Raw genomic sequence first — 19759 nt, forward strand, 5'->3', positions numbered from 1 at the left:
AACCTTAGTGAGTTAAACTTCCGTTTAGGAGGAACCATGGCTAAGAATGGTCTGTATGGGTATATAGGGGTTGTAGTTTCCCTTGGGATTTTGATTGGTCAACTTCCCGCAGAAGCACAACCGCCAACTGTGTTGAGCGCTTCCCATATCATCTCTCGTTACCGAAGTATGGTTGAGGAGTCCGAACAACCTGAGCTACATAAACGTATGTTGCTGCTTTCTGCTCAAAATGATTTGAAGTCTATTGTTGAAGATGTCGGAGATACCTGTCAAGCCTTGGCTTCTGGGGGGTTAACTTGGCGGCAACGTCAGGCTATTCAGGAAGAGTCTCTTCGTCAAGATATGACTTTGGACCCCCAAATACGGGAAATTTTACGCACCGATCAAAGTATTCGCAATAATTTGGTTAAGCAGATGTGTCCACAATACATTCGTTAATCGTCAGTAGCAACCGATAAAAGCTGCGTCAGTTAAACTTGGGGGACTCGTTTCTATTTACCGGGTCTGACGTACCCGAGGGGAGGTGCGTCAGTTTCAATCATCTACTCTGAGGTCGCCGACCAGAGATGCGTCAGTTTTAATTATCTACTCTGAGGTCGCCAAGCAAAGGTGCGTCAGTTTCAATTATCCGGTGATTATTGCTACTTACCAGGTCTGACGCACCCTACCAGGTCGCCAAGCAAAGGTGCGTCAGTTTTAATTATCTACTCTGAGGTCGCCAAGCAAAGGTGCGTCAGTTTCAATTATCCGGTGATTATTGCTACTTACCAGGTCTGACGCACCCTACCAGGTCGCCAAGCAAAGGTGCGTCAGTTTCAATTATCCGGTGATTATTGCTACTTACCAGGTCTGACGCACCCTACCAGGTCGCCAAGCAAAGGTGCGTCAGTTTCAATTATCCGGTGATTATTGCTACTTACCAGGTCTGACGCACCCTACCAGGTCGCCAAGCAAAGGTGCGTCAGTTTCAATTATCCGGTGATTATTGCTACTTACCAGGTCTGACGCACCCTACCAGGTCGCCAAGCAAAGGTGCGTCAGTTTCAATTATCCGGTGATTATTGCTACTTACCAGGTTTGACGCACCCTACAAGGTCGCCAAGCAAAGGTGCGTCAGTTTCAATTATCCGGTGATTATTGCTACTTACCAGGTCTGACGCACCCTACAAGGGAGGTGAGAGGTAGCCGACCCGGTGCGTCAGTGTCTAATTATCAGGTTATTATTGCTTATAGGGTCTGACGCAACCGGCGAGTACGATGATGCAACAATTGCGGAATTTAAACCAAAAATCAGACTGGATTAATGCCTCGGTATGGAAAGATATAGAACAGGAAATGTTATTGCTATTAAATCCGCTTGATAGCAGTTCAACTTTATTTGATGTTCACTGCTTCCAATTAATTCTATGCTATCTATTTCGAGATTATGAATCGGCTTTACAGGCGGCTGAATTAGTTAGTAATTATATCGATGATGGTTTAAGTGTTTTTAATCGCGGAGAATATTTGTTTTATGATTCTCTGACTTTATTGGTACAGGCAGAAACTATGTCTGGGTCAAAGCGGGATGTTATTTTAGATAAAATCCGCCAAAATCAGGGGTTAATGTCATCCTGGAATAATCATATTTATGCGAGTTTTCAACATCGGTATCTTTTGGTAGAGGCGGAGTTAGAACGCCTGCCTAATCAGATATTATCAGCACAGCAAAAGTACGAACAAGCGGTTTCTGAGGCGATTAAAAATGGTGCGATTCAAGAAATAGCGATCGCCTATGAATTGGCGGCAGAATTTTATCGAAAACAAAATTTAGAGAGATTTTTTGTGATTTATATAAAGGCGGCTCATGGCACTTATAGCCGCTGGGAAGCTACCGCAAAAGTTAAAGATATTAAGTATCGATATCCTGATATTTTTTCTCCGGCTAACTGGTGGAAAAGTTCAATATCTCAGAGTCGAGAATACCCAAGCAATGCCAAAATTTTTAATCTGGGTCATGTTCTACAGGCTGATCAAACCTTGTCTGGAGAAACTTTTTTAGCCAGTCTGTTGGCTAAAACCATGAAAATTATTATTGAGAATACAGATGCAGAAATAGGTTACTTAATTTTACCATGTGACCATAAATCCAGTCAAGAAATATCTCAAGAATGGATGATTGAAGCTATAGCAGAGATGGATATTGATGAGGTGACGGTTTTGCGGTCAATTCCCCTTAATACACTGTCAGACAAATCTTTTCCTAAGTCAATCATTAACTATGTGGCGCGCACTTATGAATATGTGTTGCTTAATAATGCTTATAATGACCACCAAAATTTTCGGGATGATGAATATATTAAAAGTCATCATTCCCGGTCAATTCTAGGTATTCCTTTAATTCGGCAAAAACGGCTAATTGGGATTTTGTATATGGAAAAAAATAGGCAAAATGACAGTTTTGGATATGCTCAAATAGAAGTGGTGAGTTTACTATATTTTCAGGTAGCAATTGGCTGAGAGAATGCTTTGCTGTATCGAACGTTGCCACAGAAAGTAACTGAACAAAATGCGGAACTTTCCCAGACATCGCAACGGCTAAAAACGGTGCAAAAACGACTAATTGAAGCGGAAAAAATGGCGACTTTAGGGGGGTTGGTAGCGGGGGTGGCTCATGAAATTAACACTCCGGTGGGGACGGGAATTATGGCGGCTTCGTTTTTGGTGAGTGAAACTCAAAAGTTTATGAGTCTTTGTCAATCGCAACCGTTAAAGCGATCGACTTTAAATACCTATCTTGGTATGGTATCGGAAAGCCGTAAACTGATTTTCAGTAACCTCCAGCGTTCAGCAGAATTAGTCCAGAGTTTTCAGCAAGTAGCCGTTGACCAAACATCCCTAGAAAGGCGAACTTTTGCTCTCAAACCCTATTTAGAGGAAATTCTATTGAATATTCGTCCTAAACTGAAACAGACCCATCATCGCATTGTAGTTGAGGGAGACGACACCATAGAGGTAGATAGCTATCCTGGTGCGATTTCTCAGGTGATCACCAATTTGGTGATTAATGCTCTGATTCATGCTGACCAACCATTTGAGTCAGGTCAGTTATATTTAAAGATAGCTGAGGTGAGCGATAATCACTTTTTGATTGAATACAGTGATGATGGTTGTGGTATTCCTCCTGAAACCCTGGAGCATATTTTTGACCCTTTTTTTACTACCACCCGTAATCAGGGGGGGAATGGCTTGGGTTTACATATTGTGTATAATTTGGTAACTAAAACTTTGAAAGGTACAATTGATTGCGAGAGTCAGGTGGGAGTAGGATCTAAATTTATCATCAACTGTCCCCGCTATCCTCAAAAATGAATTTATAGGGATTAAGATATGAATAGTCAAAACCATTCAGGTGATGTTACTAAAGATGAAGATATTTTAATGATTATTGAGGATGAGGAAGAAGGCGAGGAGTCTTCTGTTTTATCTGACAGCGATGGGATGGAGTCCGGTAAACCCTGGAAAATTATGCTGGTCGATGATGATAAAGAAGTGCATCAAGCGACACGAATGGTTTTAAAAAGTTTGACTTTTCAAGATAGACCTTTAACTTTTATTTCGGCTTATTCGGGGGGGGAAGCCAAAGAAGCGATCTCCGCTAATCCTGACACGGCTGTTTTATTGTTAGATGTGGTGATGGAAACTAATAATGCGGGTCTGGATTTAGTTAAATATATCCGTACACAGCTTAATAATCCCTGGGTGAGAATTATCCTCAAAACTGGATATCCGGGGGAAGCGCCGGAAGATTCTGTAATTATTGATTATGATATTAATGATTATAAAACTAAGGTAGAAATGACTCAGCAAAAATTGATGACAACTATTATTGCTGCTTTACGTTCCTATCGAGATATTATCGAATTAGAGGAGAGTCGCAAAGCCTTAAATAAACTCAATCAGAATTTGCAGTATTTAGTCCAAAAACGTACTCAAACATTAACCGAGAAAAATTTTATATTACAACAAGAAATTGATAAAAGTCGCCGATTAGAGGAAGCCTTAATTGAGAGTAATCAAAAGTTGAGGGGAATTTTAGATATTGCGGAAGAGGCGATTATTTCTGTGGGAGAAGACCAACGGATTACTTTATTTAATCAGGGTGCAGAAAGAATTTTTGGCTATACTATCGATGAGGTGATTGGACAACCTCTGAATATTCTGTTACCTAAAAATCTCCACCAAATACATGAAAAACATATCCAAAATTTTGGTAAAAAGGAAATTGTAAATTCTCCGATGAAGGGAAGGCGAGAGATTGTAGGACTACGGAAAAATGGGGAATTTTTTCCGGCTGAGGCTTCTATATCTAGGTTGCAATTGCCTGATCAAGTAATTTATACGGCGATGTTACAAGATATTAGCGATCGCCAACAAGCTGAACAGGAACGTCAGCGGCTTAATCAGGATTTAGAAACTAGGGTTAAACAGAGAACTCAGCAACTACCAAACCAAATTGAACAACAAAAACAAATTGAACAAGCTTTGCGGGAAAGCGAGGAAAAGTTCCGTCAATTTGCTGAGGCAATTTCCGAAGCATTTTTTATAGTTTCTCGCAGTGGAGAAGTCCTATATATTAGTCCAGCTTATCAGCAAATTTGGGGCAGAACTTGTGAGAGTTTATATCAAGAACCTGAGTCTTGGTTTGATTCGATAGATGTGAATTATAGACCGAAAGTAATTAGTGGAATGAAACACCAATTTCTGAGAAAAAAGGAATTAGAGTTAGAGTATCCTATTTTTCGCCCAGATGGTGAAAGACGCTGGATTCGTGCTTGTTCTTTTCCGATTTATGATCAGGACGGAAATATTTACCGCTTTGCTGGTATTGCTGAGGATATTACAGTTCGGAAAGAAGCAGAAGAAGAGTTACAAGCTAGAGAAGTTGCTCTCCGAGAATTATATCAGATTGCTGTGGCTCCTAATCTGAATTTTAATCAGAGACTAGAATCTTTACTGTCTATGGGACGACTACAATTTGGCTTAGAAATTGGGATGCTTTCTCATATTCAGGGCGATCGCTATCAGGTGGTAGCGGTACAAACTCCCCCAGGACTGACACCACCTATTGAAAAAGGCGATTTATTCCGATTAAAAAATACCTTTTGTGAAGCCACTTTTAACAGTTCGGAAATTGTCTGTATTACCTCGGCGGCACAGTCGGAATATAAAAACCATCCAGCCTATCATAACCTAGGACTCCAAGCCTATATTGGGGTGAGGATTATAGTAGGACAATATGTATATGGAACTATTAACTTTTGTAGTCCCCATCCTCGCCATACTCCCTTTCGCAATAGTGAACGGCAATTGTTGCAATTAATTGCCATGTGGATTGGTAATGAAATCGAACGTCAACAGGCTAAAAAAGTTCTGGAACAGGCTTTTCAAAATACTTTACTACAACAACAGATAACAGACGAAATTCGCCAAAGTCTCGACAGCCAACACATTGTTCAAGCTACAGTTAGTTTAGTGGGGGAAGCCTTTCATGTGAATCGCTGTTTAATTCATCGTTATTCCGCCGCCACTTCTGAACCGCAAATAACTATGGTAGCAGAATATTTAAGGGGTGAGTATCAGTCTTTTTTGGGGGTAGAAATACCCATTAAAAAGAATCGACATCTTGCCATATTATTAAATCAGGATCAGGCTATAGCTTCTGATGATGTCTATCAAGATCCCCTGTTATTTCCCCATTATGATCTCTGTCGCCAAATTCATTTAAAATCCATGTTAAGCGTTCGGACTTCCTACAAAGGCGAACCTAATGGAGTCATTAGTTTGCAACAGTGCGATCGGTTTCGCCATTGGACTCACGAAGAAATTGAACTAATAGAAGCTATCGCTCAACAAGTAGGAATTGCTTTAGCACAGGCGCAACTTTTGGAACAGGAAAAGTTACACAAACTAGAACTAGAACACAAAAATCAAGCCCTGAAAGAAGCCACACGCCACGCCCAAGCTGCTAACCGTGCTAAGAGTGAATTTTTAGCTAATATGAGTCACGAAATCCGTACCCCTATGAATGCGATTCTAGGATTTTGCGATCTCCTACAGAGTTTGGTGTCGGAACCTCGTCAACAGCAATATGTTAAATCCATTGCAGCTAGTGGGAAAACTTTACTTTCTTTGATTAATGATATTCTGGATTTATCAAAAATTGAAGCGGGGAAAATGGAACTCCATCAGGAACCGATTGATTTACGGGTTATGCTAGAAGAAATCTATCAAATTTTTTGCCACAAAGCAGCCGAAAAAAAGGTGGAATTGATTAGAGAAATTAACGATAATTTGCCGAAAGCGATTATGTTTGATGAAGTCAGGTTACGACAGATTTTGTTAAATATGGTGGGAAATGCTCTCAAATTTACTGATGAAGGCTGGGTGAAAATTTCGGTGGTGACTAACAGCAATACTCCCCTAAATGCGGAGAATCCCGAATCTACTATATCCCTAGAAATAGCGATCGCTGATACCGGAATTGGTATCGCTCCAGAACAACAGCAACGCATTTTTGATAGTTTTATTCAAAGTGAAGGACAAAGCACCCGCAAATATGGTGGTTCAGGACTAGGGTTAGCAATTACTAAACGACTCACCCAAATGCTTGGGGGAACTATCAGCCTAGAAAGTCAACTGGGTAAAGGTAGTCAATTTACTTTAATTTTCCCAAATGTTACACCCCTAGACTGGCAACTTGATGATAAAATAGTCGAATTAAATGATGATTTAAACGAGATTAAAAGTAGTAAAATATTAGTAGTTGATGATGTGCAATCTAACTTAGATTTAATTCAGGGATATTTTGTTAATTCTCATCATCATCTGGTGCTGGCACATAACGGCATCGAGGCTATTCAAATAGCGGAACTAGAGCAACCCGATTTAATTATGATGGATTTGCGAATGCCAGAATTAGATGGGGTGGAAGCGACTAAACAGTTAAAAGAAAATCCAGCAACTAAGCAGATTCCCATTATTATTTTAACCGCTTCATCTCTCGATCGCGACCACCAAGAACTATCTTCTATCCAGGATGGTTTTTTGCATAAACCTGTGAGTCGTTCACAGTTAGTCTTAGTCTTAAAACAACTACTTCCCCAGGACACTGTAAATGCTGTTGATCAAGTTGATGATGATACCTCCCCAGCTACCCCTGATCTTCCGGTTTCACCAGAACCCCCCTATGCTTCCATTAGTGAATTACTGGAAAAACTCCAGGAACACGAAGACAGATTTTGGCCAGAACTAGGACAAACTCTCAAAATGAGGGATTTACAGGCTTTTGCGGAGCAGTTGGTTCAATGGTCCCACCAGTACCCCTATCCGGCTTTTGTGGAATATGCTTCTACCCTGAGTTCCCAACTCGAACAATTTGACTGGGACAAAATCCCTGGGACGGTGAGAGCCTTCCCAGACCTGCGACGATCGCTTATAGATATTTATGGTGAATAAGTTATGGTGATTATTACTAATTGAGTAGGTGGTTAGTTTGGTCTCTAGTTGTCATTGGTTAACAATTGGTATAGGATCAATGTATAGTCTTGGAATTAATAGCCCAGTGTGTAGTGAACTGTTTTCAACCAGAAAATTTTTTGATTTTGATTGTTGATGATGTCAGCAAAAATTTGCAGGTCGTTGGAGCGATGCTTGATGATGTCGGTTACGCCACCACTTTCGCCACCAGCGGTAAACAAGCGATCGAAAGAGTCAAAACTGCTAATCCTGACTTGATTTTACTTGATTTAATGATGCCGGAAATTAACGGTTTGCAGGTGTGTGAGCATTTAAAAGCTGACCCGCTTTATGCAGAAATTCCGATTATTTTCCTCACCGCTAGTAATGAATCTGAACATTTACTTCAGGCTTTTAGTCAAGGGGCTGTCGATTATGTTACTAAACCCTATAAGGCTCCTGAACTACTGGCTCGCGTTAAAACTCATTTAGAGTTAAAATATACTCGCGATGAATTGAAACAAGCATTAGTTGAGTTAGAAAAGTTAGCCACGACAGACCCTTTAACAGGTATTGCTAATCGTCGCCATCTCTTAACTTTGGCGGAGCGAGAATTTCAACGCACCCACCGCTATAATAACCCCTTTTCTGTGTTAATGATAGATATTGATCATTTTAAGTTAATTAATGATAATTATGGTCATAATATCGGAGATGAAGCACTAAAAATTATGGCAGATGTCACGGTTAATGCTTTAAGAAAAGTGGATATTTTTGGCAGGTTTGGAGGGGAAGAATTTGTGGTATTTTTACCAGAAACCCAAGCTGATGAAGCCCTATTGGTAGCGGAAAGGATTAGAGAGGCGATCGCCACAACTCCCATATACGTTGATGACCAGACTATTCATATAACTGTGAGTATTGGTGTGACCATTTATGAATCATCAGAAATGAGTCTGGATGGCTTACTTATGGAGGCAGATAAAGCACTTTATGACGCTAAAAAACAAGGTCGTAATCAAGTGGTAATTTATACCAAATTTAACCAAGTTAATTAATTCACATATTTTGACCGTTTACTAATTAACCAGTAAGTGGTCATATTGCCTTTCCCTTTCACAGAAACAACCCCTCGTTTTTGTAAGATATATTGTGCTTTTAAATGCCAGTATACCGTCTGACTGACTTGGATTTTTCCGGGTTCACCTTGTGACTCCATACGACTAGCAGTATTGACCGCATCTCCCCATAAATCATAGGTAAACTTTTTTAAACCAATAACCCCAGCCACCACCGGACCCATATTAATACCAATACGGATATTAAGTTGGTGGCTAATTTCCCCCTGTTTATGATCATCTGTAGACCCTTCTCCTAAACCAGATGCTTCACTAACCGGAAGCCTAACGCAGTGGAATTGTTGGACAACTTGTTGCATTTCTAGCGCCATATCAGCCACGGCTTGAGGGTGATCATCACGGGGGTTAGGAATTCCCCCAACCACCATATAAGCATCACCAATAGTTTTAATTTTTTCCAAACCATACTTATCTGTAAGGCGGTCAAAAGCGGAAAAAAGTTGATTAAGTAAATCCACCAATTCTGTGGGTGTTAATTGGGAAGCAAGTTCGGTAAAATTAGTTATATCTGCAAATAAAATAGTCGCCTGTTCAAATCTATCCGCAATACACCTGTGGGTATTTTTTAACTTATAGGCTATGGTTTCCGGCAGAATATTTAACAATAATTCATCGGATTTTTCCTTTTCTTGGCGTAAGGCTTCCTCGGCTTGTTTTTGTTGCGCGATCGCCTCCGAAATTTGATTGTACATATCCATAAATGCGCTAATTACATCCCCTAGTTCATCCCGACTTTGGACAGAAGCAGCATAAAACTGAGGGGGTAACTGATGATTAGTAATAGCTGAACCCGCCTTGATTAAATCCTGGCGTAAATTCAAAATCGGCAAAATCACTAAATAGTTAAGCACTACCATAGTCGCACCAGTGACAAACACAGAAATAATCAAAACCAGTCCCGCAATTCGTACAATAAAATACCAGACTTCCCGATGAATAGGAGAGGCATCATAGCGGAGGATAATGAGATAATCATCTAGGCGGGGAAAAGTATCACAGGTAAGATCATAGCGATCGCCTTCGGGAGTGTTTACATACAGTATTTGTACATCTCTGGCTTCTGGATAAGATAAAGCTGGAGTTTCCCCAAAACTGCCAATTAGTTGTCCGTCGGAACTATAGAGAGACCCTCCCATAATATCAGAGTTCATATAATGTAAATTTTGCAGTTGTTTGAGAAAATCCTCCGGCGTTTTATGGGGGTAAGTTTCTACTATCCAAGCGATTTTTTGAGAGGTTAGGTGCTGCAATTTAGATAACAACTCTTGGCGACGACGATACACTGATGGCACCAAAATAATTAATTCAATCACAACTATGCTAGTGGCAACCCAAAAGGCAATCCGCCTAGACAGGCGCGCATTTAGACATCTAGTAATTCCTATGGGGAGTAGTGATTTCATCGATTTTGGGGTCGTTTATATACTTTAATTTGCGAATATAAATAACTTAAAAAATACCAATACTGATTAGTTTTTTATTGTAGTTTTTATTACATTTTATTTATCTCATACAAAAACTAGATAATATTCTGATAATATTGAGTTAATATTTGCCGGAATTAAGCGGTATTATTATTAACCTATCCTCTCATTTATGGAGCGATCGCATATTCACTTAACCTGTCGGCTGGGAAGTCTAAATAACCAGATTTTGCCGCTGATGTAACCAGGGGACAAATTGCCTAACTATTTTCGCAGAAGGGGCTAAACTGTGGGGGTGAAAATCAATCATAATCCGGCGGGTAACAGTCTGTTTAGTGGGATGGGGTAGCTGTTTAGACTTCCAGCAACGCCCTGGAGTTGGGTAGCTAACTCCTAATTTTTTGGTATAGTCAGATAACTTTAAGTTCATGGATATAATATAGCAAATTTGATTATATCTGAATTATCAGTCAATTTTTATAATACATTTACGATACCCGATCTGCCGGAACTTTAGATACAATAGATCCAGAGAAGAGCATTAAATCTTTCCTAGCCTTTATCAATCAGTATGACAGAACCCAATTTATCCGCACCGCAACAGCCTAACCAGGATATTGATAGCCCCAATGGAAAGAGTCCTAACACCATTACCCTGAGTCCCTCAGTGTCTGAGAATCAAGTTTTCTCCTATAGCGATCATGGGGAGGTGTATCACCTAGAAGAGTCCCCCACCCAAAAAGGGAAAGCCGAGCCGGAAAATCCTAGACCCAGTAACTTTTTGGCTTCTGTGTTGACCCTGGGGGCGATCGCCGTCATGATTTTAGGGTTAGCGATCGATAACGTCTGGGTCGGCTATCTCAGCGCCGTTGTGGCTATTGCCGCATCACTGTTAATTATTTGGCCGAGTTGGGGTAAAATTTGGACAACCCTGATTCCTCCTATCTGGCGTAGTTTAATCGTCGCTAGTTTCGGGATTTTATCGGCAATTACCGGGCTGTTGATGCTGAGTGGTTCCAACACAGACGCAGCCCGTAATATTGTCATCAACTGGGATGCGATCGGCGCACTGGGGGAATTGATCGGCGCTTTGGGTCAAATTATGATCGCCATTTTAGCCGTATATGTGGCTTGGCGACAATATGTAATCTCCCGGGATTTAACCATTCAGCAAAACCGCATTACCCAACAACAGACCATCGATGCTTATTTTCAGGGAGTCTCTGATTTAGCCTTGGGGGAACAGGGACTATTAGAAGATTGGCCCCAGGAAAGGGTAATCGCAGAAGGACGGACGGCGGCGATTATTCGTAGTGTAGACGCAGATGGAAAAGCGAAAATTCTCCGGTTTCTGTCCCAGGCGCGGTTAATTACTCCCCTTAAACGCGATCGCCATTTGGGTCGCCCTATATTAGATGGTAATGGTAGTTATGCGGAAGATAGGGCCGAAGGTATCCGAGTTATTGATTTAGGGGCCATGTTAGCCGGGACCGACTTAAAAAATACCGATCTGCGGCGCACAGACCTGGGAGAGGCGAACCTAGTCCGCGCTAATTTAACGAATTGTGACCTGGTGCGTGCTAATTTATCTCGCGCTATTCTCTATGAAGCCAACCTCACCCATAGTAATCTGCGATCGACTAAATTCTTTTATGGTTCAGTGGAAACCGCCAGCCCCCGGACTCGGACCTTAATTCCTGACTACTCTACTGGCGCTAATACTGGCGCTGTCCTAGAAAATGCTGATTTTACTGCGGTTTTGAACCTGTCCGAGGAGAATCGTTATTATTGCTGTGCTTGGTCGGGGTCAAAATCTCGAAATACTATCCCCGGCGGCTGTGACGGTATTCCTAATAAATTAGGGCGTTAACATTTTCAGGAGTATAGAATTATGGGCGATCGCCAAATTATTCATCTGGTTAACCGACAGAGTTTAGGGTTAATTAACGGTCAGATTAATCAAATTAACAAGACCGGGATGGCTGGATATATTAACTCGCAACTTAACCCCAATTCTTTAGCTATTCCCGCAACTCTCACCCAGGAACTTCAGCCCTTAGATACCCTCCCCTGGCGACCAGGAAGGCTAGTTAGAGAACAAAATCGAGAGGTTAATGAAGCCCAAAAACTGGGGTTAGCACAGCCTCAACTCGCACAAGTTAGGCGGCAATTTCAACAGAGAGTAATTAACCAAATTCGTCGCGCCAGAATGATTCGGGCTTTACATAGTCCCCGCCAATTAGAAGAAGTGATGGTGGATTTTTGGTTTAACCATTTTAACGTATTTGGATTGCAAGGACTGAGTAGAATTTGGATTGGGTCCTATGAGGAACACGCCATTAGACCTCATGTTTGGGGTAAATTCCGAACCCTACTAGGCGCAACCGCTAGGCATCCCGCCATGTTATTCTATTTGGATAATTGGCAAAATACCGCCCCAAATAGTCCCGGTGCGACCGGAAGATTTAAGGGGTTGAATGAGAATTATGCGCGGGAATTATTGGAGTTACATACCTTGGGAGTTGAGGGGGGATATACACAAAATGACGTGATGGAATTAGCCCGAATTTTGACAGGTTGGGGACTACCAAAACCAAGCGATCGCCCCCGAAATCAGGAGGGATTTTATTTTGATGAAACTCGACATGATTTTAATGATAAAATCCTTTTTGGGAGAACTATTAAAGGCAGAGGTATCGAGGAGGTTGAGGAAGCATTAGATATCCTAGCTAGTCACCCCGCCACCGCCAAACATATTGGTTATAAATTAGCCCAAGCATTTGTCGCTGACGAACCCCCATCATCTTTAGTTAAGGCTTTAGGCGATCGCTTTATGGAAACCCAAGGCGATATCACCGAAGTTCTCAAAACCTTATTTAACAGCACCGAATTTTGGGACGAAAATCACTACAATAGTAAATTCAAAAACCCCTATCGTTATATAACATCAGTCATGCGCGCCGTCGGAGAAGTGACTAATTATGACCCCATTAACGGCATTTTAAACCAGTTGGGAATGCCTCTTTATGGCTGTCCTTCTCCTGATGGATATAAAAACACTCAACAGGCTTGGTTAAACCCAGATACCATGGTGCGTCGCAGTAGTTTAGCCGTCCCCTTGGCGGGGGGATTACTCCATAAAGGAAACCCAGTTGATGTCAAGCAGCTAGAAGAAACTTTAGGAGTTTTATTATCTCCCCAAACTCGCCAAATTTTAGCCGAAAGTCCCCCCAATTTACAGGGTGCAATTTTCTTGGGTAGTCCCGAATTTATGCGGTATTAATATCAGCTTAATCCTCTGTTATTCAGCATATCCCCTGATAACATGACATCATAATCATCAGGGGTTACCAGTGGCAAAAGTTGGTCAGCCGCCAGGGTAATTTGCCAAGGAAATTCATGGTTATTAAGTTGCTGCCATTTAGCCTTAGAAATATCAGCTTGCAGGTGATAATCTTGGGCGTGATTTGGGGGACTATTTAACTTAATATAAAGGCTAATTTGTTTCGGGGATTTTATCGTAAAAACTACCCAGCAAGGAAAGATATTTTTTTCTCCTGGTGGGTCGGTTTCTGACCATAAACTTAGGTTTTCCCCAACCTGATAAGCCCTAATTCCCACATGAGTTAATCCCTGGGGAAGCGGCTTTGATAATTCTAAGTTACACCCCCAGTCAAGGCTTTTTATCACCCGTTCAGAAATTCTCACCACCCGTGAAAAATTTTTGCATCCTGTCAGTTGCGCGCTTGATAAAGTAGGGGGGTGATCAAAAATATCTTGGGTGGAACCAAATGCTTCCACCCGTCCCTGATTAATGACTAATAACCGAGGACAAATACGATAGGCTTCTGAACGGTTATGGGTCACAAATAATGTCACCCCCGCATAGGTTTCTAGTATTTGGATAAGTTCCTGTTCCATTTGATATCGAATGTGGCTATCTAGGGCAGAAAATGGTTCATCTAACAGTAAAATTTCTGGTTCCACTACTAAAGCCCTTGCTAAGGCGACTCGCTGTTGTTGTCCCCCTGAGAGTTGATGAGGATAACGGTTCCCTATACCAGGAAGTTTCACCCTGATTAATTGTTCCTCAACCTTCATCTTTATTTGAGTCTGGGAGAGTTGGTCTGATAAACCAAAGGCGATATTTTCCGCTACAGTTAAATGGGGAAATAGGGCGTAATTTTGAGCCAAAAAACCCACCCGGCGATCGCTACTCGGAATATTGATTTGCTGGGTAGAATCAAATAGCACTTTCCCGTTTAAAACTATCGTGCCACTCCTGGGAGTTTCCACCCCGACAATACATCTTAAAATCATACTTTTGCCCGTACCAGATGCACCCAAAATCCCTAGGGGTTCTTCGCGATAGCCAGAAAATTTTACCTGTAATCCAAAATCCGGAAGTTGTTGATAAATATTGACTTGTAAACCCGTGCCTTCTGCCGGATATATGCTAAAATTAGTGGCTCGTTTAATCTGGATATGAGGAGGATTAACCCCCGGATATTTTTGAGGCGATCGCTGCCATTTAATCCCTAAATTAGCCAAAGTAATTGCTGACAAAGAAATTGATAAAATCACCCCTGACCACATCCAGGCTTCCTGAATTTCCCCAGCTTGTACCGCTGAATAAATCGCCAAAGGAATAGTTTGAGTAACTCCCGGAATATTGCCAGCCAACATCATAGTTGCCCCAAACTCTCCCAGTCCCCTAGCAAAAGCTAAAGTCGCCCCAGAAATAATACCAGGAAAAGCCAGAGGAAACGCTACTCGTACAAAAACCTTGAGTTCCGAAGCCCCTAAAATGCGGGCGGAAACTAACAAATTGCTATCTATTTGCTCAAAAGCCCCACAGGAAGTTTTATAAATGAGGGGAAAAGTCACAACAGTAGCCGCAATAATGCCCGCATACCAAGTAAATACAATATTGATATTGAGGATAGCTAACAACCCGCTTAATAAGCCTCTATCCCCGAAAATTCGCAGCAAAATAAATCCCACCACTGTCGGAGGCAAAATCAGCGGAGAAATTAAAATACTTTCAATTAAGGATTTCCCTTTACCTTGATAACTATGCAATTTATAAGCCGCCCAAACTCCCCCGATCAAAGTTATAGCTGTAGCCAGTATCGAGATTTTTAAGGAAATCCAAATAGGAGATAAGTCCGATCGCATTTGGGGAGTTATAGATTCAGGGACAATGGCACTATACACCATTGACAGGAACTATGCCAACGATTACCTCCCCCTAGCTTCAGTAAATTGAACAGCCAATTAAATCATGGCAGTGACTCAAAATGAGTTAATCTGATTCCTGTAGACATTTGCTAACAACAGGAGATTAGGCTTGGAACGCACATTTCTAGCTATTAAGCCTGATGGTGTTCAACGGGGACTCATCGGCGAGATTATCAAACGCTTTGAAGCCAAAGGCTTTACCCTCGTGGGTTTAAAAATTATGAAAGCCAGCCGCCAACTGGCTGAACAACATTATGATGTCCACAAAGAAAGACCATTTTTCAATGATCTGGTTTCTTTCATCATTTCCGGTCCTTTAGTAGCAATGGTCTGGGAAGGGGAAGGTGTCATCGCCTCTGCTAGGAAGATTATCGGCGCTACTAACCCCCTGAATGCTGAACCGGGAACCCTGCGGGGAGATTTTGGGATTAGTGTTGGTCGCAACTTAATTCATGGGTCAGACGCACCAGAAACCGCGCAAAAAGAAATCGCTCTCTGGTTTAAGGACGAGGAATTGGTAAGTTGGGAACCTAGCCTCAAGTCCTGGCTGGTAGAATAGCATCGGTGTTGGGGACATCAATGGCGATCGCCAGCGCCTGTGGGTAGTACCGATCGCGATCGGTTGTCCCCAGCTTCCCGAAAAACCGTAACATTTTGTTTAAACTTGTTACAAACTCTTCCCAACCGACCCAGATTAGTTCAAATTAGTCAACAATCAAGATCAAATTCAGATCCAAGGAGTTTCTTTATTATGTCTCTAACCGATACCCAAGTTTTTGTCGCTTTGGTAATTGCATTGATCCCCGGTATTTTGGCATTCCGTCTTTCCACCGAACTTTATAAATAGAATCGATCCCTATATTCCTTGTCTCTAGGGACAATAGCCGGACTTCGACAGAAAAGCGATCGTAATGGAGACAATTGCTGCATAATGCAGTAAATTAGTCTCTATCACTAGGCTTGACTGTCGGGGTCTTTTTATTTATAGTGCTGCGGGTTACCGTTGGCGCATTCGCATCAACCGGGCTACCAGCCTGACAACTTGCCTTCGCATCAGACTCGATGATAAAAATATACTGAGACGACGATCATGTACGCGATTAAACCTCCTACACCACCTCAAAAACCACAGCAGTCTCCCCGCCGCTTGCGTCGTCGTTCTCAAGTTCGAGTCCGACCTCGCGCCCATCGACATCATAGGGCGATCGCATTAGAAACTACGGCGAAAATATTGACAAATTTCACATTATCTGCATTCGCAGTAGCAGCACTGGTCCAAATTGTGCCTAATCAACGCATCGTCCATGATAAATGGCGAGAAATTGAGGCGGAAGTTAATATGACTGAAGCCAGGGTCCAACAACATCAAGAGGAGTTTAGTCGCTATTTTGACCCTCAACAAGCTCAAAATATTATGCAAGAAAATGGCAACCGAATAGACCCCCGCCAGCGTCAAATTGTCTGGTTACACCCTAACCATAGGACCGCAGATAAACCTGAATTATCAGAGTCTCACTATGCGGAATTAGATCAGTAAAGTAGAGACAATTGGTTAACTACCACTGGCAATCAATCGCGCTTATGGCGTTCCGTAGTTCACCTTTCCACTTGATAATTTGCTCAACCTGCCAATTTGCCGTTTTCGGAAAGCTGAGGCTGATTTTAGTTAATTAACACCATGCTTTTTGCCCATCTTTTTGGGGGTTAATTTTGATTAACAATCCCCCATCTCCTCCAACCTAGGGGTTGTAGGGGGATGGGGGTTAATCGTCAACCATTAAACTCTGATCTGGCGGTTCACCATTTCATCTGATTTTAGCCTCCCAGATAAGCGGTGATATCCTCGCCACATTCATCAGCCAGATAGCATAAAGCGCGAAAACGTAAACTGACTAATTCTTCATAAACCGGATTGAGTTTGCATAAGGGCGGAATGTGAAAAATAGTGCGATCGCCAAATTTAATATCTCGCTCAAAGGGGCATTGAGTCGGAATTAAACTACATAGCAATCGGGCGGTTTTCGGATTTTTGACTTGTATCTGGTTCAGCCACTGTCGCAGAGGTTGAAGGGGCGAAAATGATGGGTGAAAATGGTGGTGTGAATGATTTTTAACCCAACTAGCAAGGTGCAGACGGGGCATAGTATGGTTTGCCCAATTCATGATTAAATCCCTCGAATAGGAATACAGATGGCGATCGCCACCAGTTAGTATACTTTTTGCTGTACACTGGATCTTCAATCTTGTTGACAACTAATCCGCAATGGTTAGCGATCGCATTTCCTAGCTTGATCAGTCCAACTAGGGCTATTTCAAGCCCCCACTAGAATCGGTACTCCCATTTAGTGGTGGGTTATTGACGGTTAAATATTGCCATTGGCTTTGGATATCCTCCGTTCTCCCATCAATGATCTTGCCTTACATTTTCAGATTTTGGCTATGATTTAGATCACAACTATAAATCAAGTCTATAAACAATATAACTTTTACTGATGATTTAGGCATTGACAAGGAAACTTTTTTGTGAATTAAAGCCCAAGTATGGCGATCTAACCTGGGAAAACTTGGTTGATGATGTTTGGTTCACCGCCGGAGTATCAATTCTGGTAAACTGGCAAGATATCTGAAAGTCAAAAAAGCCCTGTCTAACCGGGGTGGGTAAAGTCAAAATCAAGCCACGGTGAGGAAAGAGACGTTGCTGAACACAGATGAACAGTTAAACCAGCAGCCTGCGCCTGTAACTACCCCTGCTGAAACATCTCAGACATCCGCTGGTGAGGGTGATTCTGTTGGGGCGGAACAAGATCAAGCCGGGAACTGGGGGATATTCAATATATTTAAAGCATTTCGGGAGTATAACCAGGGGAATCGTTTATATAAACGGGAGCGATATGATCAGGCTCTGATACATTATCAGATCGCGGTTAAGTTAAAGCCTGATTCGTGGGCGGCTTGGTTGCGCTTGGGTAATACATTACGAAAGTTGAAACAGTATAAACAGGCACTGGGGGCCTATGATAGGGCTATTAAATTGCGTCCGAGAAATTATTGGCCGTGGACGTTTAGAGGCATGACTCTATCGAAGTTAGAACGCTATGAAGAAGCGATCGCCTCTTTTGACAAGGCTTTAACTATGGAACCCAATAACTTTGAAGCCTGGTATGAGAGGGGTTTGGCTTTGGAAGCATCCCTACAATTTGAGGCGGCGGCCGCTTCCTATAAACGGGCGATCGAAATTAAACCAAATATTTCGGCTCTATGGTATCACCAGGGTAATGCTTTGATGAATGACGATCGCTATAGTGAAGCCGTGGCATCATTAGATCGGGCGGTCAAACTGGAACCGGCTAACTATGAAGCCTGGTTTCATCGTGGGGAAATGCTGATGAGTCAGCATCGTTATGTCGATGCGATCGCTTCCTACGATAAAGCCTTAGAACTGCAACCAGCGAGCTTCAAGGCTATTTTTAATCGGGGGATTGCCTTACAAAAATTACATCGCTACAATGATGCGATCGCCTGTTATGACCAAGTGATCCAACTGCAACCCAACGATTACGAAGCCTGGTTTTATAAAGGTATGGCTCTGAAATCGGGGTGGCCGAAAACTGCTTTACTTAGCCTAGATCGGGCTTTGGAAATTAACCCGGAGTCCCCAGCTATTTGGATAGGTCGGGGTCAAACTTTACTGGATTTAAAAGAATATAAATCCGCGATCGCTTCTTTTGACCGCGCTACTCAACTCAATTCTAACTTTCCCGAAGCCTGGTTAGGTCGCGCAGTCGCTTTATTTCAGTTGCGGCGTTACCCAGAAGCCATAATTGCCTGCGATAATGCTCTGCAAGTACAACCGAACTTCCTGGAGGCTTGGAACCAGCGGGGATTAACCTTAGAAAGATTAGGACGCTATGAGGATGCGCTCAAGGCTTACGATAAAGTAATTCAAACTACTGTTTTAACCCTCGAACTAGCAGACCAAGTGGGACTACAGCGGGGTATGGCATTGGAACTACTTAAACGAGATGAAGAAGCAGTCATGGCTTACCGGAAATTGGTTCGCCAAAAACCTGATAACTTTCAAGCCTGGGTGAAACTGGGACAGGTTTTAGCTCGTTTGGGACAATATGTGCAGGCGGTGGATGCTTTTTCTGAGGCGATCGCTATTTGGCCAGACAATTACCAAATTTGGTTAGAACAAGGGGCGATCTTGGAAAAACTCGATCGCTATCAAGATGCGATCGCTGCTTATGACCGACTGATCAAAATCAAACCCGACTACTGGGAAGCATGGGTCAGACGCGGCCAAGCCTTCGAGCAAATTGCCCTATATCAAGAGGCTTTTAATTCCTATGGGATCGCCCTAGAACTCAGCGAACAACCCCAACCATCACCAATTATCGCTCACCGAGAACGAGTCAGGCGCAAACTCGTAGATATGTAACCCCCAACGAGCCACCC

The 19759-nt window shown here is 42.3% G+C and carries 14 protein-coding genes; 11 read left to right on the forward strand and 3 right to left on the reverse strand.

Features of this window, described 5'->3' with window-relative positions; translation table 11 throughout:
* The first annotated feature begins 36 nt into the window (after positions 1-36).
* The 5 genes from XZ46_RS26275 to XZ46_RS26295 all read left to right on the forward strand — a co-directional run bounded on the left by XZ46_RS26275 (position 37) and on the right by XZ46_RS26295 (position 8555).
* Entirely contained in the window at positions 37-438 is a 402-nt protein-coding gene (locus XZ46_RS26275; protein WP_006670263.1) for a hypothetical protein, read from the forward strand.
* An 819-nt stretch (positions 439-1257) separates the two neighbouring features.
* The gene (locus tag XZ46_RS26280; RefSeq protein WP_228116431.1) at positions 1258-2499 is read left to right on the forward strand and encodes a GAF domain-containing protein; all 1242 of its coding nucleotides are present in this window, start codon (positions 1258-1260) and stop codon (positions 2497-2499) included.
* Positions 2500-2508: 9 nt separating this feature from the next.
* A complete protein-coding gene (locus XZ46_RS26285) occupies positions 2509-3351 on the forward strand; it encodes a sensor histidine kinase (RefSeq protein ID WP_008056233.1) in 843 nt (280 codons plus the stop codon).
* Positions 3352-3369: 18 nt separating this feature from the next.
* Positions 3370-7497: a PAS domain S-box protein gene (locus XZ46_RS26290; protein ID WP_008056231.1), complete on the forward strand. Its 4128-nt coding sequence runs from the start codon at positions 3370-3372 to the stop codon at positions 7495-7497.
* 89 nt (positions 7498-7586) lie between these two features.
* Entirely contained in the window at positions 7587-8555 is a 969-nt protein-coding gene (locus XZ46_RS26295; RefSeq protein ID WP_006622606.1) for a GGDEF domain-containing response regulator, read from the forward strand.
* Here XZ46_RS26295 and XZ46_RS26300 read toward each other — a convergent pair.
* Positions 8552-10039, reverse strand: coding sequence for an adenylate/guanylate cyclase domain-containing protein (locus XZ46_RS26300; RefSeq protein WP_006670266.1), 1488 nt, complete (start codon positions 10037-10039; stop codon positions 8552-8554). The genes XZ46_RS26295 and XZ46_RS26300 overlap by 4 nt on opposite strands.
* A 592-nt stretch (positions 10040-10631) precedes the next feature.
* Between XZ46_RS26300 and XZ46_RS26310 the strand changes: the two genes are divergently transcribed.
* A complete protein-coding gene (locus tag XZ46_RS26310) occupies positions 10632-11930 on the forward strand; it encodes a pentapeptide repeat-containing protein (protein WP_006670267.1) in 1299 nt (432 codons plus the stop codon).
* A 21-nt stretch (positions 11931-11951) separates the two neighbouring features.
* Positions 11952-13343 (forward strand): DUF1800 domain-containing protein, encoded by a 1392-nt coding sequence (locus XZ46_RS26315; protein ID WP_008056228.1) that lies wholly within the window; start codon positions 11952-11954, stop codon positions 13341-13343.
* Between the two features lie 2 nt (positions 13344-13345).
* On the opposite strand, the gene modB is transcribed toward XZ46_RS26315, so the two are convergent.
* Positions 13346-15280, reverse strand: a complete 1935-nt coding sequence (modB, locus tag XZ46_RS26320; RefSeq protein WP_008056225.1) for a molybdate ABC transporter permease subunit — start codon at positions 15278-15280, stop codon at positions 13346-13348.
* A gap of 130 nt (positions 15281-15410) precedes the next feature.
* On the opposite strand from modB, the gene ndk reads away from it, so the two are divergent.
* From ndk to XZ46_RS26335, 3 genes are all read left to right on the forward strand, one after another.
* Positions 15411-15860, forward strand: a complete 450-nt coding sequence (gene ndk, locus XZ46_RS26325) for a nucleoside-diphosphate kinase (RefSeq protein ID WP_006622600.1) — start codon at positions 15411-15413, stop codon at positions 15858-15860.
* A 192-nt stretch (positions 15861-16052) separates the two neighbouring features.
* Entirely contained in the window at positions 16053-16148 is a 96-nt protein-coding gene (psaM, locus tag XZ46_RS26330; RefSeq protein ID WP_006618726.1) for a photosystem I reaction center subunit XII, read from the forward strand.
* A gap of 243 nt (positions 16149-16391) precedes the next feature.
* Positions 16392-16838 carry a slr1601 family putative cell division protein gene (locus tag XZ46_RS26335; RefSeq protein ID WP_006622597.1) on the forward strand — a complete coding sequence of 149 codons (447 nt, stop codon included), beginning with the start codon at positions 16392-16394 and terminating at the stop codon, positions 16836-16838.
* Positions 16839-17116: 278 nt separating this feature from the next.
* Here XZ46_RS26335 and XZ46_RS26340 read toward each other — a convergent pair whose 3' ends face one another.
* The gene (locus XZ46_RS26340) at positions 17117-17464 is read right to left on the reverse strand and encodes a Mo-dependent nitrogenase C-terminal domain-containing protein (RefSeq protein WP_006618724.1); all 348 of its coding nucleotides are present in this window, start codon (positions 17462-17464) and stop codon (positions 17117-17119) included.
* A 532-nt stretch (positions 17465-17996) separates the two neighbouring features.
* Between XZ46_RS26340 and XZ46_RS26345 the strand changes: the two genes are divergently transcribed.
* The gene (locus XZ46_RS26345) at positions 17997-19742 is read left to right on the forward strand and encodes a tetratricopeptide repeat protein (RefSeq protein ID WP_006622595.1); all 1746 of its coding nucleotides are present in this window, start codon (positions 17997-17999) and stop codon (positions 19740-19742) included.
* Positions 19743-19759 lie beyond the last annotated feature (17 nt).

Origin of the sequence: Limnospira indica PCC 8005 (assembly GCF_000973065.1) — a bacterium.
Taxonomy (GTDB): domain Bacteria; phylum Cyanobacteriota; class Cyanobacteriia; order Cyanobacteriales; family Microcoleaceae; genus Limnospira; species Limnospira fusiformis.

Bases quoted from the DNA above. Each gene is read 5' to 3' on its own strand.
- XZ46_RS26275 (WP_006670263.1), top strand. From the start codon at position 37: ATGGCTAAGAATGGTCTGTATGGGTATATAGGGGTTGTAGTTTCCCTT.
- XZ46_RS26280 (WP_228116431.1), top strand. From the start codon at position 1,258: ATGATGCAACAATTGCGGAATTTAAACCAAAAATCAGACTGGATTAAT.
- XZ46_RS26290 (WP_008056231.1), top strand. From the start codon at position 3,370: ATGAATAGTCAAAACCATTCAGGTGATGTTACTAAAGATGAAGATATT.
- XZ46_RS26300 (WP_006670266.1), bottom strand. From the start codon at position 10,039: ATGAAATCACTACTCCCCATAGGAATTACTAGATGTCTAAATGCGCGC.
- XZ46_RS26310 (WP_006670267.1), top strand. From the start codon at position 10,632: ATGACAGAACCCAATTTATCCGCACCGCAACAGCCTAACCAGGATATT.
- XZ46_RS26315 (WP_008056228.1), top strand. From the start codon at position 11,952: ATGGGCGATCGCCAAATTATTCATCTGGTTAACCGACAGAGTTTAGGG.
- modB (WP_008056225.1), bottom strand. From the start codon at position 15,280: ATGGTGTATAGTGCCATTGTCCCTGAATCTATAACTCCCCAAATGCGA.
- psaM (WP_006618726.1), top strand. From the start codon at position 16,053: ATGTCTCTAACCGATACCCAAGTTTTTGTCGCTTTGGTAATTGCATTG.
- XZ46_RS26335 (WP_006622597.1), top strand. From the start codon at position 16,392: ATGTACGCGATTAAACCTCCTACACCACCTCAAAAACCACAGCAGTCT.
- XZ46_RS26340 (WP_006618724.1), bottom strand. From the start codon at position 17,464: ATGAATTGGGCAAACCATACTATGCCCCGTCTGCACCTTGCTAGTTGG.